This is a genomic window from Methylocystis sp., from assembly GCF_051061285.1.
Lineage (GTDB): Bacteria > Pseudomonadota > Alphaproteobacteria > Rhizobiales > Beijerinckiaceae > Methylocystis.
Window position 1 is genome coordinate 1 of sequence record NZ_JBPFEA010000045.1, and the last position, 13,999, is coordinate 13,999.

Consider the following 13,999-nt stretch of genomic DNA (forward strand, 5'->3'; position numbering starts at 1 on the left):
TACGCCTTGCTGAACTCGCGCTCGCTGAGACCCTTCTGAAATTGCACCTTGTTGCGCGCCATCGCGGAATCCTCTCGAAAACAGCATGTTCCGTTTTTGTTCTCTCAGAAAAATCAAGCTGACGCAAGAGCGAAACCAGGAAATGCCTTGGATCGCCACCCTGCTGGAGCAGGAATGCGACGATTTCCGCCGCAAGGATAGGGCCCTCCATATCGACAGCCGCCGTGTGTGCTATTGCGGCGAGTCCGCCGAAGGGCTCGCGCAGAACATCGGAGATAAACCGGGTCATCCGCTTGGTCGGCACGAGGATTGCTAACGACCAGTCTCGCCTTCCGGTCTTGATCAGCCGCTTACGAGCCTGAAGGATTTGCGTGACCAGCGTCGTATACGCCTGATTGGGATTCGATTCGAATAACTCGAAGTCGATTCCTTGGTAGGATTGCTGCCGAAATTTGCCGGTGAGGATGTCGTTGCCGAACATCGCGATCTCCGTGCCTTTGCTCCGATGATTGTCGCCAGCTAGATCCTGGACCGTCGGATTGAACGTGGTCCTGAAGTGGTCCAGACGTTCCGGGTCGGCGCCTATAAAGTCGAATATGCGCTGCTCCGGATCGGCGAGTGCGATCAGCGTGCTGTTCATCCCTATCGCTTGCACGACCCGCCACTGGTCAGCGCTGGTGTCTTGGAACTCATCTAGGATCACGAACGGGTACATTGTCGAGATCAGCTTACGAACCCTTGCAGAGCCAAGGAGCAGCATCGCCGTCCGATCCGCGAAAAGGTCGAAACAAACTTTACCTTCCTCAGTCGCAAGCCGAAGGCGTTCGGCTTCTTCGCGCTCGCGCTTCTCGGCTTTCTCCGCGTCGGACAGTTTCGACGCGGCTTTGTAGCCGTTGCGCACCGCGGAGAGCGCGATTGCTTCGTTGGGTGGTGTGAGAATCGACATCCGGCGCGGAAATCCGACAAGATAGCCGTGAGCCTTCAGGATGCGCCAAAAGAACGAGTGATAGGTGTCAACTTCGATGCATCGCCTTTCGTCCCGCAAGACCTCACTTTCCTCATCGATGGCTTCCATGACGCGTGAGACGGTGGCGCGCGCAAAGCTAAGGAAAAGGATGCGCTGACCGGAGCGTAATTGTTCGCGCGCGATCCGCGCCGCCTTCAGGATCGAGACAGTAGTCTTGCCTGACCCGGGCCCGCCTGTGATGAGCAAATGGCCATCGGCGCGGATGACCTCCTTCTGAACCTCGGTCAGGTCAACCATCGTTTGCGCCTAGCCGAAAATATCTGCAAGATCGTCCGCAGGCGCATCTTTCACGGGAGGTGCTGGCGGATCACACAGGCTCTTGAGCGTGATGCAAGCATCGCGAACCCACACCGGTATCTCGTCCTCTTCACATTGCGCTAAGAAGTCCGCTATCCCCCAATTCCCTTTCGACCAGCCGAAATAATCGCTTAGGGCTGCAACCGCCTGAATTTTTGGATTAGGATACTTCGCCGCCAGATGTGGCGGCCAATCAAGCGAACTGGCAAATCGCTCCAACGCGGCCTGAGTCGCGTTCTTGAGGATGAGATCCTCGATGCCTTTTTCTTCGTGCATAAAGAGGTGCTCGACCTGGGCTTCGATGACGGCTTTGTTTGCGTCTGACTGCTTGTCGCATAGACCGAAGGTCCGCTTGCCCAAGCTCTTGTAAAGCCCAGCCAGGTCGGCAATCTGACTCTCCGTGCCGGCATCGATCACGCAAATTCCCAGCGCTTCGAGCGAGGCATACTTGTTCGGATCCAGCTCGGCCAACCGGCGCGCGGCCACAGGGAAACATGACGCCTCGGTCGCCCCCTCCGCGATCAGGACGCGGCGAGAGAGGAGTCCCTCGCAAAACCGGGTTCGAAATTCTTGCCGATACCGCTTGTGCTTGACGCTGTCCGGCAGAGCGATCGAGGCCTGCGTCAGCTCACCCTCCGCTGAACGCGAAAGAATGACAGTCTCAGCAAGGCCAAACTCTTCCAGCACGTATGGGGAGTGCGAGGTGAAAATAGACTGCGCCGACAGCTTGCGCAGTTCATGAACGATCCGCTTCTGGGCGTAAGGCGGAATCGCGGTTTCGGCCTCCTCCATTGCGAAGATTACATTCTGCTTGTCCTCAGCGATCTGCGACAGCATCGCTAGGACGAGCATGTTGATGGTGCCGGTGCCTTGTCTGAAGAACGGCGCGGCATGGTCGCCGTCGCCGGTGGCGATGAACGCGGTCACGACCTTGCGCAAATGCTCTCGAGTCAAGCTAGAGACCTTAAGGTGTGGCTTCGCGCCCCACTCGCGCGGGACATATTTCTTCAGCGAGCGGTTGATGCTCTCGAGGACACCAGAGATGCCGATCTTCGGGTCGCTCGCCACATCAAACGACGCCAATGTGGAGATCGTGTCCTCCCACATCTGCGGTCGAATTTCCTTCAGGCGCAAGATTATGTCGAGGAGACTTCCGTGTTCCAGGCTCAGCGCCCGCGACCCCGTCCGCAGCGACCGAAGGAAAAGGAACCCGCACTTCTGCTTGTCCTTTTTCGAGAAGGGCGTCGGCGATTCGGATTCGGCGATGCTGCGGGTGAAGTATGTGTTCCCTTCGAAGTCGTCCTCGTCCGCGTCATATTTTCCGATGAACGTCACCCGGAGCGCCGCGACGATATCGGCAGCATCAACGCCCGCCGGATCAGGCTCGTCATAGAATGCGCCGGCGCTTATCTTCAGCCATTCGATATTGTCGCCGAAGCGCGCCTGCTGCTCCTCGGAGAGGTCAGTGATCGTTACATCGATAATGATTCTTGGCGCTGCGTCGACAGCACCATCTACAGCCGACGCCTCTACACCTTCCCCCGTCGCCTGCGCCGTAAGGTATTTTCCTTGATAGAAATCATGCTCGTCCACCGGAGGCCGCCGGCTTAGCCGATCCGGGCCTAAGACGAGATCAATCGCCTCAAGGACGGATGACTTGCCGGTGTTGTTGTCTCCAATCAGCACTGCGTGGTCAGGGAGAACAAGCTCTGCGGACCGAATGCCCCTGAAGTTCTGAATCGCTATCGAATGGATTTTCACGCCCGCCCCCTGACGAACCATCTCTTCCGCAGTGAAACTCCAACGAGTCAATCCCACACGCCATCGTATAGGCGGCAATCATACTCCAGCATAGACGTGGTCGTCGAACATCTGCTTCATGACCCTCTGCAAAACGGCCGAGACTTCCGAAGCTGCTTCTCTACCGATCGCCAGCCTTTCTCGGGAGGGGCATCCGCCTGCGTCCACTTTGGGTCGAATGCTTGCTTTCTAGCGCTCCCATCCTTTTTCCCTGTCTTTTCACGCCACAGCCCTACTCCTCTGATGGGCTTGTTGCATTCGCTCGGCTTCGGCCTTTCTTAATCGACCCGGTTTCGAGCCTCCATTGGGCGGTTTGACCGACACCGGGGGCGAATGTGGCGGCTCACTCTCAAAACGCGGAAGCGGCCTCGCGCGGCGCGCGTATGTTGCGCACAGCGTTGGGCGCACAGATTGCAGCTTGGCTCGATGACGAGAGTGTCGTCGAGATCATGCTCAATCCCGACGGAAGACTCTGGCTCGATCGGTTGACGAGCGGTCTGGAGGATACGGGCGCGAATCTGTCGCCCGAGGACGGCGAGCGCATCGTGCGGCTTGTTGCGCATCATGTCGGAGCCGAGGTTCACGCGGGCGCGCCGCGCGTTTCGGCGGAGCTGCCCGAGACGGGAGAGCGATTCGAGGGGCTGTTGCCGCCCGTCGTCGCGGCGCCGGCCTTCGCCATCCGCAAACCGGCCGTCGCCGTCTTCACGCTCGAGGATTACGTCGCCGCCGGGATCATGGGGACGAGGCAGGCGGCGATCCTGCGCGCCGCTGTCGCCGAGCGAAAGAACGTCCTGGTCGCTGGCGGCACATCGACGGGGAAGACGACGCTCGTCAACGCGCTGCTCGCCGAAGTCGCCAAAACTTCGGACCGCGTGGTGCTGATCGAAGACACGCGCGAACTGCAATGCGCCGCGCCGAACCTGTTGGCGCTACGCACCAGGGAAGGCGTCGCCACGCTCTCCGACCTTGTGCGCTCCGCTCTGCGCCTACGTCCCGACCGCATCCCGATCGGCGAGGTGCGCGGCCCCGAGGCCCTCGATCTGCTGAAGGCGTGGGGAACAGGACATCCCGGCGGCGTCGGCACCATTCACGCCGGCTCGGCGCTCGGCGCGCTACGCCGCCTCGAACAGCTCATTCAGGAAGCGGTCGTCACCGTCCCGCGCGCGATGATCGCCGAGACGATCCAGATCATCGCCGTTCTCGCCGGCCGCGGCGAGGGACGCCGGCTCGTCGAGCTCGCCGCCGTCGAGGGGGTGACCGAATTCGCCGACTACGCGCTCACCGAGCTCACGCACATCACTCTGGGAGAAGATCATGAATAGATATGCAGTTCGCGGGCGGTTTCGCGCCGGGCCTCTGTCACTCGGGCTCGCCGCGCTCACGCGTCCGGCCTTCGCCGCCGGCTCCAATATGCCCTGGGAGCAGCCGCTCCAGCAGATCCTGCAATCGATCGAAGGTCCGGTCGCCAAGATCATCGCGGTGATCATCATCATCACGACCGGCCTGACGCTGGCCTTCGGCGACACGTCCGGCGGTTTCCGCCGTCTCGTGCAGATCGTCTTCGGTCTTTCCATCGCCTTCGCCGCGTCGAGCTTCTTCCTGTCCTTCTTCTCCTTCGGCGGCGGAGCGCTGATCTGATGGAGACAGCTTCCTTTTCCAACGACGCACAGGTCCCTGGCTTTCGCATTCCGGTACATCGCGCTTTGACCGAGCCGATCCTGCTCGGCGGCGCGCCGCGCGCGATCGCCATCCTCAACGGCACGCTGGCCGCGGCTCTCGGCCTCGGCCTGCGCCTGTGGATCGCAGGCCTCGCCTTCTGGGCCGCCGCGCAATTCGCGGCGGCTTGGGCGGCGAAGCGCGATCCCGACTTCGTCGATGTGGCGCGCCGGCATTTACGCTACCCCGCGCATTTTGGCGCTTGAGGAAAAGCACGTCATGCTGAACCTCGCCGAATATCGCAGGAAGCCCCAAAACCTCGCCGACTTCCTGCCATGGGCGGCGTTGGTCGCGCCCGGAGTCGTCTTGAACAAGGACGGCTCGTTTCAACGGACGGCGCGGTTTCGCGGACCGGACCTCGACAGCGCGACGCCGGCGGAACTCGTCGGCGCGACGGCGCGATTGAACAACGCCCTGCGGCGGCTGGGCTCGGGATGGGCGATCTTCGTCGAGGCGCAGCGCAATGCGTCGCGCAAATATCCAGTGAGCGCCTTCCCTGATCCCGTGTCCGCGCTCGTCGACATGGAGCGGAAAGCGCAGTTCGAGGAGGAAGGGGCGCATTTCGAGAGCGGCTATTTTCTGACGCTGCTGTTTCTGCCGGCCGAAGACGAGGCGACCGGCGCGGAAAGCTGGCTTTATGAGGGGCGCTCATCCGAAAATTCCGCAAGCGGCGCCCTCTCGGCCTTCATCGATCGCACCAATCGGTTGCTGCAACTCGTCGAGGGCTTCGCGCCGGAAGCCGAATGGCTGAACGACGCCGAGACGCTGACCTATCTGCATTCCTGCATCTCGACCAAACGCCATGGCGTCCGCATTCCCGAAACGCCGATGCATCTCGACGCCATTCTGGTCGATGAGCCGCTGACCGGCGGCCTCGAGCCGCGTCTCGGCGCCGCGCATTTGCGCAGCCTCACGATCATGGGATTCCCGTCGGCGACCCATCCCGGCATTCTCGACGAACTCAATCGCCTCGGTTTCTCCTATCGCTGGTCAACCCGCGCCATCACACTCGACAAGACGGATGCGACGCGATTGCTGACGCGCATCCGCCGGCAATGGTTCGCCAAGCGCAAATCCATCTTCGCGATCCTCAAGGAGGTGATGACGAATGAGGCGTCGGCGCTTGTCGACACCGACGCGCACAACAAGGCGCTCGACGCTGACGTGGCGCTCCAGGATCTCGGCTCCGATCTGATCGGCGAAGCCTATGTGACGGCGACCGTGACCGTCTGGGACGAGGACGCGCGGGCCGCCGACGAAAAACTGCGCCTCGCTGAAAAGATCATCCAGGGCCGCGACTTCACCTGCATGGTCGAGACGGTCAACGCCATCGAGGCCTGGCTCGGCTCGCTCCCTGGGCATGTATACGCCAATGTCCGTCAGCCACCGATTTCGACGCTCAATCTCGCCCATATGATCCCGCTCTCGGCGGTCTGGGCGGGACCGCCCAGTGACGCGCATCTCGATGCGCCGCCGCTGTTCCTCGCCAAGACGGAAGGGTCGACGCCATTTCGATTTTCGCTCCATGTCGGCGATGTCGGCCATACGCTCGTTGTCGGCCCGACCGGCGCCGGCAAGAGCGTGCTGCTCGCCCTGATGGCCTTGCAATTCAGGCGCTACGCGTGCTCCCGGGTTTTCGTGTTCGACTTTGGCGGGTCGGCGCGCGCGGCGACGCTCGCCATAGGCGGCGATTGGCATGATCTCGGCGGCGCTCTAACCGACGCCGCAATCGAACCCGTCGCTTTGCAGCCTCTGGTCCGCGTCGATGAGCTCGCCGAGCGCGCCTGGGCCGCCGAGTGGATCAGTTCGGTCCTCGCGCGGGAAGGCGTAGCCGTCACGCCGGAGGTCAAGGAACACCTCTGGACGGCATTGGGTTCTCTCGCCTCGGCGCCGGAGCAGGAACGCACGCTCACTGGCCTCTCGGTCTTGCTGCAATCCAATGCGCTGAAGCGCGCCTTGCAGCCTTATTGCCTTGGCGGACCGCATGGACGCCTTCTCGACGCCGAGGCGGAACATCTGGGGCGCTCCAACGTCCAGGCCTTCGAGACAGAGGGGCTGATCGGTTCTGGTGCCGCGCCCGCAGTCCTCTCCTATCTCTTCCACCGCATCGAATCCCGCCTCGACGGCTCGCCGACGCTGCTGATCGTCGACGAAGGCTGGCTCGCGCTCGACGATCCGGGCTTTTCCGCGCAACTGCGCGAATGGCTGAAAACGCTGCGCAAGAAGAACGCCTCGGTCGTCTTCGCCACGCAGTCACTGGCCGACATCGAAACGAGCCCGATCGCGCCCGTCCTCATCGAAAGCTGCCCGACGCGCCTGTTTCTTCCCAATGAGCGCGCGATCGAGCCGCAGATACTCAGCGTCTATCGCCGCTTCGGCTTGAACGACCGGCAGATCGAGATCATCGCGCGAGCGATGCCGAAGAGCGACTATTACTGCCAGTCGCGGCGCGGCAATCGCCTCTTTGAACTCGGTCTCGGGCCGGTCGCGCTCGCCTTCACGGCAGCCTCATCGAAGAGCGACCAAGCGTCGATCGCCAAGGTGATGACCGAATATGGCCGCGACGGCTTCGCGCGCGGCTGGCTCGAACATCGCGACCTCGCCTGGGCCGGCGAACTCATCTCCCGCTTCGAAAATCTGGAGACACTGTCATGAAAACTGTCCGTCATCTCGCGGCGGTGAGCGCCGTCGTCTTGTCGCTTGTCTTCGCCGCGCCCGCATCCGCCCAGTTCGTCGTCTTCGATCCGACCAATTACGCCCAAAACGTTCTCACGGCGGCGAACACGCTTCAGCAGATCAACAATCAGATCACCGGCCTACAAAATCAGGCGCGGATGTTGATCAATCAGGCGCGCAATCTCGCGAGTCTGCCCTATTCGTCGTTGCAGACCATCCAGCAATCGATCGCGCAGACGCAGCAGTTGCTCAATCAAGCGCAACGCATCGCCTATGACGTGCAGCAGATCGACCAGGCTTTCTCCACGCAATATGGCGGGGCCAACATGGCGGCGAGCTCCGCCGCGCTGATCGACGGCGCGCGGCAGCGTTGGCAGAATTCCGTGGCGGGGTTCCAGGACGCGCTGCGCGTTCAGGCGGGCATCGTGCAAGGCGTCGAGACCGCCCGCTCCGAGGCGAGTGCGCTCATCTCTTCGAGCCAGTCGGCGGAAGGCGCGCTGCAAGCCTCCCAGGCCGGCAATCAGCTTCTCGCCTTGCAAAGCAAGCAGCTCGCCGACGTGACGGCGCTGCTCGCCTCGCAAGGCCGCGCCCAATCGCTGGAGATGGCGCGACAGGCCGAGGCGCAGGAACAGGCGCGTGAACAAATGCGCCGCTTCATTGCCCCCGGCCAAGGCTATCAGGCCGGCCATGTCTCCATGTTCCACAATTGAGGCGCGCCGAGATGAAGATCGAAGACTGGATCGCTCCCGAAAACATCGGCTTCATCGCGCTAGGCGTCGTGATCGGCGCCGTCGCCCTTGTCGGCGTGCAAGCCGCCTGCGACGCCGACGTGGCGGCGAGATCGCAACCGTCGTCGCTCTTGGGCGCCGCCGCGCCAGTCGAAGCGCCTCGGATCGATGAACAGCTCCTGCGCTGCGCGAAGCTGCCGATCGAGCAGGCCGACGATCCCAAGTGCCACGCGCTGTGGGCGGCGCAACGCCGAAAGTTCCTAGCGCCGGGTAGAGCGCCGGACGACGCCGCCAAGCCGCTCGATCTTTTCCCGACCACTCCCAAGACGCCGGCCTCCCGCGCGCGGTCTGGCCCTCCGACCACAAAGAGCGAGTGAAGCCATGGGCGGAACCGGCGTCATCGATCGCTTTCTCGAAGTTTTCACCCGCTACATCGACAGCGGCTTCGGCCTCCTTGGCGGCGAGGTCGGATTTCTCGCGACGACTCTCACCGCGATCGACATCACGCTCGCGGCGCTGTTCTGGAGCATGGGCGAGCACGAGGACATCATCGCCCGCCTCGTCAAAAAGACATTGTTCGTCGGCGTCTTCGCCTATCTCATCGGCAATTGGAACAATCTGGCGCGGATCGTCTTCGAGAGCTTTTCAGGGCTTGGCCTGCGCGCCGCCGGCGCTGGCCTCTCCGCAGCCGATTTCTTGCGGCCGGGCCGGATCGCCCAAGTCGGCGTCGATGCCGGACGCCCTATCCTTGAATCCATCTCCGGCCTCATGGGCTATGTCTCCTTCTTCGAAAACTTCGTCCAGATCGTCGTGCTGATGTTCGCGTGGACGGTCGTTCTCCTCAGCTTCTTTATTCTCGCTATCCAGCTCTTCGTCACCCTGATCGAATTCAAGCTGACGACGCTCGCCGGCTTCGTTCTCATTCCCTTCGGCCTCTTCGGCAAGACCGCCTTCCTCGCCGAGCGGGTGCTCGGCAATGTCGTCTCCTCCGGCGTCAAGGTTCTGGTGCTCGCCGTCATCGTCGGCGTCGGCTCGACCCTGTTTGCCCAATTCACGCAGGGCGCGCCCGCGGCGCAGCCGAGCGTCGAGGACGCCATGGCGTTGGTCCTCGCCGCGCTGTCGTTGCTTGGCCTCGGCATCTTCGGCCCCAGCGTCGCCAACGGCATCGTCTCCGGCGGCCCTCAGCTCGGCGCCGGAGCCGTGGTCGGAACAGGTCTCACGGTCGGCGGCGCTGTCCTCGCCGGCGTCGGCGCGGCGCGCATGACCGGCGGCGCGCTCGCTGGTCTCGCCGGAAAGAGCGATGCGAGCGCGGCGGCGTCATTGCCGCCTGGACGAGGGCCGGAATCGTCCGGCGGCGGATCGAACGGGGGATCGCCAATTCGCCCCCTTGGAGGGCCGGGAGGAGAAGCGGGCCCCACGGGCGAACGCTCCTCTTCGTCGCCGACTGGCGCCGCTGCGTTGGTTGGCAGCGCATCCGGTTCGGCCGGATCAGCCACGCCGCTCGTGACCGCCGGTGAGCCCGCTTGGGCGAAGCGCATGAAGCGCGGCCAATCCGTCGGTCACGGTCTTTCGCTCGCCGCCCATTCCCTGCGTGCCGGCGATTCCCATGGCGGCGGTGCTTCCGTCAATCTCAGCGAGGCGCGGTGATGTTCAAACGATCTTCCATCCGCTACGGGCGCACGCCCGAACCAGAAACGCCCTACCAGAAGGCCGCGCAGGTCTGGGACGAGCGCATCGGCTCGGCGCGCGTTCAAGCCCATAATTGGCGCCTCATCGCCTTCGGAAGCCTCTTCCTCGCCGGTGGACTCGCCGCCGCCCTCGTCTGGCAAGGCGCGCGCGGCTCGATCGTCCCTTGGGTCGTGCAAATCGACAAGATCGGCGAGGCGCAAGCGATCGCTCCCGCCATCGCCGACTATCAGCCGTCCGATGCGCAGATCGCCTGGCATCTCGCGCGCTTCATCGAGAACGTGCGCGCAATCCCTTCCGATCCAATCATCGTGCGGCAAAACTGGCTCAAGGCCTATGACTTCGCCACCGACAAGGGCGCGTTGGCCCTGAACGATTACGCCCGCGCCAACGATCCCTTCGCCAAGATCGGCCAGATTCAGATTGCCGTCGAGGTCGCCAGCGTCATCCGCGCCTCTGCCGATTCCTTTCGTGTCGCCTGGACCGAGCGCCGTTACGAAAACGCGTCGCTCGCCGCGACCGAGCGCTGGACCGCCATTCTCACCATCGCCGTTCAACCGCCGCGCGACGCCGAGCGGCTGCGCAAAAATCCCCTCGGCGTTTTCGTTCACGCCGTCAACTGGTCGAAGGAGCTTGGACAATGACGCCGCCCCCGTTTCGCGCGATTGCGATCATTCTTCTCGGCTCCACGGCGCTCGCCGCCTGTTCGAGCTTCAAACCACCGGAAATCGATTACGACGATTTTCCCTTGCCGGCGGCCCTTCAGGCTGATCCGCCGGGGCCGGTCAAAATCGTCGAGACGCCAAAACTTCTACCTCTTCCCGGCCAGCTCAAATTTTTGTCGCGCAACACGAGGGAACCGGCAGAGCCGACCGATCCCAAAGCTCGAATAGACCAGGCCAACGCCGCCGCGCGGATACAACCACGGCGCGCGGGCTATATCAACGCCGTGCAGGTCTATCCCTATTCCGACGGCGCGCTCTATCAGGTTTACGCCGCCCCCGGCGAAATCACCGACATCGCCTTGCAGGACGGCGAGCAGCTCGTTGGCTCCGGTCCGGTCGCCGCTGGCGACACTGTGCGCTGGATCATCGGCGACACGGAGAGCGGCTCGGGCGCGACGAAGAAGACTCACATCATGGTCAAGCCGACCCGCGCCGACCTCATGACCAATCTTGTGATCAACACCGATCGGCGCACCTATCATCTGGAGCTACGCTCGACGGAAAAGACCTATATGGCCTCCGTCTCCTGGCAATATCCGCAGGACGAGCTGATCGCGCTGCGCCGTCAGAACGTCGCAGCCGAGGCCGCCGCGCCGGTCGATGTCGGGCTCGACCTCGCCAATCTGAACTTCCGTTACGCCATCGAGGGAGACGCGGCGCCCTGGCGCCCACTGCGCGCCTTCGACGACGGCCGCAAGGTCTATATCGAGTTCCCGCGCGGAATCGCCCAAGGGCAAATGCCGCCGCTCTTTGTCATCGGCGCCGCCGGCGACAGCCAGCTCGTCAATTATCGCGTGCGCGGCAATCATATGATCGTCGATCGGCTGTTCGCGGCCGCCGAACTGCGCTTTGGCGCGGATTCCCAAAAAGTCGTGCGCATCGTTCGAAGCGACGGGAGGCCCGCCATATGAGCGCGACGGAACATGAAAGGAGGCTCGCTGAAGAATTGCGGCTTCGGCCCGAACGTCCGCCAGTGACGCGCCTGTCGCGCCGCGTGCTGATCGGCGTTGCCGGCGTCGGCGCGGCGGCCATCCTCGGCTTGACCTTTTGGGCCTTGCAGCAGCGAGGCCGATCCGGTCCCGCGCCCGAGCTCTACAACACGGAAGCGAAAACGACCGCCGACGGTCTCGCCGCCCTGCCGCACGATTACGCCGGCCTGCCGAAGGACGTTCCGAAACTCGGCCCGCCCTTGCCGGGCGATCTCGGGCGGCCGATCCTCGCCGCGCAGGGCCAGTTTCCGCCGCCAACCGCGATCGACCCGGAACAACAGCGCATCGGCCAGGAGCGCGAGTCCGCTCGGACCGCAAAGCTATTCGCGCCGACCAAAACCCATGAGCGCCCGAGCGCTGGAGCCGCGGTGCCAACGCAGGTCGGCGCGCCGCCCGCCGCTTTCACCCCGGAGGCGCCGCCGATCGATCCGAACGCGATCCAAAACATGCAGGATCGCAAAATTGCCTTCGTCAACGCGCCCGTCGACCGCCGCACGGTTAGTCCTGATCGTTTGACGGCGCCGACTTCGCGTTACGTCTTGCAGGCAGGCGCGGTGATTTCCGCGGCGCTGATTACCGGCATCCGCTCCGACCTTCCGGGACAAATCACCGCGCAGGTCACGGAAAACGTCTACGACAGCCCGACCGGGCGCTTTCTCCTTGTTCCTCAAGGCGCGAAGCTGATCGGCGTCTACGATTCCCAGATCGCCTTCGGCCAGTCGCGCGTGTTGCTGGTTTGGAGCCGGCTGATCCTCCCCGACGGCCGCTCCATCGTGCTGGAGCGCCAACCAGGCGCCGACGCTGGCGGCTTCTCCGGGCTCGAGGATGAGGTCGATCACCATTGGCTGAAACTTTTTCAAGCCGCAGCCCTCTCGACCATTCTCGGCGTCGGAACACAGCTCGGATCGACGGGAGAAGAGAACGCGCTCATTCAAGCGCTTCGCCGCGGCGGCGCCCAAAGCCTCAATCAGACCGGCCAGCAGATCGTCCAGCGCAATCTCAACATTCAGCCGACGCTCACCATCCGCCCCGGCTTTCCGGTGCGGGTGATCGTTACCCGCGATCTCGTGCTCGCTCCCTACGGGTCTGGAGCCGAGATCGAAATGACCAGGCTCGATCGATGACGAAGCTGAAACTCTCTTCGGTCCAGGACGAGAAACCCGTCAAGCTCTCCGTCGCTTTGCCGGCAGCGCTGCATCGCGATCTGGTCGCCTACGCTGAAGTCCTTGCAAGGGACGCTGGACAAAGGATCGAACCGGCGAAATTGATCGCGCCCATGCTTGCGTCCTTCATCGCGAGCGATCGAGAGTTCACCAAGGCGCGCAATGGCGAGAGCAAATCTACCCAGAAATCTCCGGCGCCGGCCCAGGACGCTGCTGCGCCGCCTTCGCGCGCGCCAGACTGAGAAAGCGTCGTAACGCGGGATTGTCGTTCCCGAGGAGCCAGATGGCGCTGTAGGAGAGTTGATTGTCCTCGCTTGCGATCGGGCGATAGACGATGCTGGGATATAGCGCCTCACCGCCAGAGTCGCTCACCAGACTCAGACCAAATCCGAGCTTCACCATTTGCATCACGGCGTCTTGAGAAATGTCGTAGCTCGTGATCAACGCCTTGCGCCCAAATTGTTCCAGGCGCTCGGCGCCAAGTTGATAAATCCCACCGTCGTTTGCGCCGCGTCCCAGAATGAACTCCTCGTCCTTCAAATGCTCCCAGTCGAGGGCGTCACAACCTGCAAGGGGATGTTGGTCGGGCAGCGCGACGCAGACCCGTACGGTCCAAAATACCTCGGCGTCACAGCCCGGAGCGTGCAACGCACCAGTCATGAAGGCGATGTCCAAGCGTCGATCGAAGAGACTTGCAATGTGTTCCCGCGCGTGGCCCTCGACGAAATCCAATGCGACGGCGGGATGCGATGTTCGAAAATCGCTCAGCAAATCGCCGAGGAAGCCGTGAATCATCGCGGGGAGAATGCCGATGCGGATCGAGCCCTCGACGCCTCGGCCTGCGGCGGCGGCGTTCTTGACCGCGTGATCGATGTTGGAGAGCGCCGATCGAGCCTGTTCCATGAATCGCCGTCCGGCCACCGTCAATCGGACGCCGCTGGCAAGACGTTCGAAGAGAGACACCCCAAGTTCGTCCTCCAGCGCCTGCACCCTCCGGCTGACGGCGGATTGCCTCACGCCGAGAGCACGCGCCGCGCGGCTGAAGCTCGCAAAGTCGGCGACGACGAGCGCTTGCGATATGGAAACAAAGTCTACCTGCTCACAAATCAGCGATGGTCGAGGAGGCCTCTCAACCGGGCGTCGGACACGCTGCCGTCGATCCTGCATGTCGGGCTCCCAAGAAGCCGTTTGA

The 13,999-nt window shown here is 63.0% G+C and carries 14 protein-coding genes; 11 read left to right on the forward strand and 3 right to left on the reverse strand.

Annotation, left to right across the window (positions count from 1 at the left end; genetic code table 11):
- Positions 1-1,264, reverse strand: a 1,264-nt coding sequence (locus ACR65T_RS15430; RefSeq protein ID WP_434497321.1) for a UvrD-helicase domain-containing protein, incomplete at its 3' end; no start/stop codon positions are given.
- 9 nt (positions 1,265-1,273) lie between these two features.
- Entirely contained in the window at positions 1,274-3,136 is a 1,863-nt protein-coding gene (locus ACR65T_RS15435) for an ATP-dependent nuclease (protein ID WP_434497322.1), read from the reverse strand.
- Positions 3,137-3,507: 371 nt separating this feature from the next.
- Here ACR65T_RS15435 and trbB point away from each other — a divergent pair, with 371 nt between their 5' ends.
- The 11 genes from trbB to ACR65T_RS15490 are packed head-to-tail and all read left to right on the forward strand — an operon-like array spanning position 3,508 to position 13,049.
- A complete protein-coding gene (gene trbB, locus ACR65T_RS15440) occupies positions 3,508-4,446 on the forward strand; it encodes a P-type conjugative transfer ATPase TrbB (RefSeq protein ID WP_434497323.1) in 939 nt (312 codons plus the stop codon).
- The gene (locus ACR65T_RS15445; RefSeq protein ID WP_434497324.1) at positions 4,439-4,762 is read left to right on the forward strand and encodes a TrbC/VirB2 family protein; all 324 of its coding nucleotides are present in this window, start codon (positions 4,439-4,441) and stop codon (positions 4,760-4,762) included. The genes trbB and ACR65T_RS15445 overlap by 8 nt, the downstream gene beginning before the upstream one ends.
- The gene (locus ACR65T_RS15450; protein WP_434497325.1) at positions 4,762-5,046 is read left to right on the forward strand and encodes a VirB3 family type IV secretion system protein; all 285 of its coding nucleotides are present in this window, start codon (positions 4,762-4,764) and stop codon (positions 5,044-5,046) included. Before ACR65T_RS15445 ends, ACR65T_RS15450 begins: the two co-directional genes overlap by 1 nt.
- 13 nt (positions 5,047-5,059) lie before the next feature.
- Positions 5,060-7,495 (forward strand): conjugal transfer protein TrbE, encoded by a 2,436-nt coding sequence (gene trbE / locus ACR65T_RS15455; RefSeq protein ID WP_434497326.1) that lies wholly within the window; start codon positions 5,060-5,062, stop codon positions 7,493-7,495.
- Positions 7,492-8,226, forward strand: a complete 735-nt coding sequence (trbJ, locus tag ACR65T_RS15460; RefSeq protein WP_434497327.1) for a P-type conjugative transfer protein TrbJ — start codon at positions 7,492-7,494, stop codon at positions 8,224-8,226. The genes trbE and trbJ overlap by 4 nt, the downstream gene beginning before the upstream one ends.
- 11 nt (positions 8,227-8,237) lie before the next feature.
- Entirely contained in the window at positions 8,238-8,621 is a 384-nt protein-coding gene (gene trbK-alt / locus ACR65T_RS15465) for a putative entry exclusion protein TrbK-alt (RefSeq protein ID WP_434497328.1), read from the forward strand.
- A gap of 4 nt (positions 8,622-8,625) precedes the next feature.
- Complete coding sequence (gene trbL / locus ACR65T_RS15470) at positions 8,626-9,891, forward strand: P-type conjugative transfer protein TrbL (protein ID WP_434497329.1); 1,266 nt, start codon at positions 8,626-8,628, stop codon at positions 9,889-9,891.
- Positions 9,891-10,574, forward strand: coding sequence for a conjugal transfer protein TrbF (gene trbF / locus ACR65T_RS15475; protein ID WP_434497330.1), 684 nt, complete (start codon positions 9,891-9,893; stop codon positions 10,572-10,574). The genes trbL and trbF overlap by 1 nt, the downstream gene beginning before the upstream one ends.
- Positions 10,571-11,566: a P-type conjugative transfer protein TrbG gene (gene trbG, locus ACR65T_RS15480; RefSeq protein ID WP_434497331.1), complete on the forward strand. Its 996-nt coding sequence runs from the start codon at positions 10,571-10,573 to the stop codon at positions 11,564-11,566. Before trbF ends, trbG begins: the two co-directional genes overlap by 4 nt.
- The gene (locus ACR65T_RS15485; RefSeq protein WP_434497332.1) at positions 11,563-12,768 is read left to right on the forward strand and encodes a TrbI/VirB10 family protein; all 1,206 of its coding nucleotides are present in this window, start codon (positions 11,563-11,565) and stop codon (positions 12,766-12,768) included. Before trbG ends, ACR65T_RS15485 begins: the two co-directional genes overlap by 4 nt.
- Positions 12,765-13,049 carry a DUF2274 domain-containing protein gene (locus ACR65T_RS15490; protein ID WP_434497333.1) on the forward strand — a complete coding sequence of 95 codons (285 nt, stop codon included), beginning with the start codon at positions 12,765-12,767 and terminating at the stop codon, positions 13,047-13,049. The genes ACR65T_RS15485 and ACR65T_RS15490 overlap by 4 nt, the downstream gene beginning before the upstream one ends.
- Here the strand turns inward: ACR65T_RS15490 and ACR65T_RS15495 are convergent.
- Positions 12,985-13,974 carry a LysR family transcriptional regulator gene (locus tag ACR65T_RS15495; RefSeq protein WP_434497334.1) on the reverse strand — a complete coding sequence of 330 codons (990 nt, stop codon included), beginning with the start codon at positions 13,972-13,974 and terminating at the stop codon, positions 12,985-12,987. The genes ACR65T_RS15490 and ACR65T_RS15495 overlap by 65 nt on opposite strands.
- Positions 13,975-13,999 lie beyond the last annotated feature (25 nt).

Coding starts and splice junctions, on each gene's coding strand:
- trbB (WP_434497323.1), top strand. CDS start 3,508: ATGTTGCGCACAGCGTTGGGCGCACAGATTGCAGCTTGGCTCGATGAC.
- ACR65T_RS15445 (WP_434497324.1), top strand. CDS start 4,439: ATGAATAGATATGCAGTTCGCGGGCGGTTTCGCGCCGGGCCTCTGTCA.
- ACR65T_RS15450 (WP_434497325.1), top strand. CDS start 4,762: ATGGAGACAGCTTCCTTTTCCAACGACGCACAGGTCCCTGGCTTTCGC.
- trbE (WP_434497326.1), top strand. CDS start 5,060: ATGCTGAACCTCGCCGAATATCGCAGGAAGCCCCAAAACCTCGCCGAC.
- trbJ (WP_434497327.1), top strand. CDS start 7,492: ATGAAAACTGTCCGTCATCTCGCGGCGGTGAGCGCCGTCGTCTTGTCG.
- trbK-alt (WP_434497328.1), top strand. CDS start 8,238: ATGAAGATCGAAGACTGGATCGCTCCCGAAAACATCGGCTTCATCGCG.
- trbL (WP_434497329.1), top strand. CDS start 8,626: ATGGGCGGAACCGGCGTCATCGATCGCTTTCTCGAAGTTTTCACCCGC.
- trbF (WP_434497330.1), top strand. CDS start 9,891: ATGTTCAAACGATCTTCCATCCGCTACGGGCGCACGCCCGAACCAGAA.
- trbG (WP_434497331.1), top strand. CDS start 10,571: ATGACGCCGCCCCCGTTTCGCGCGATTGCGATCATTCTTCTCGGCTCC.
- ACR65T_RS15485 (WP_434497332.1), top strand. CDS start 11,563: ATGAGCGCGACGGAACATGAAAGGAGGCTCGCTGAAGAATTGCGGCTT.
- ACR65T_RS15490 (WP_434497333.1), top strand. CDS start 12,765: ATGACGAAGCTGAAACTCTCTTCGGTCCAGGACGAGAAACCCGTCAAG.
- ACR65T_RS15495 (WP_434497334.1), bottom strand. CDS start 13,974: ATGCAGGATCGACGGCAGCGTGTCCGACGCCCGGTTGAGAGGCCTCCT.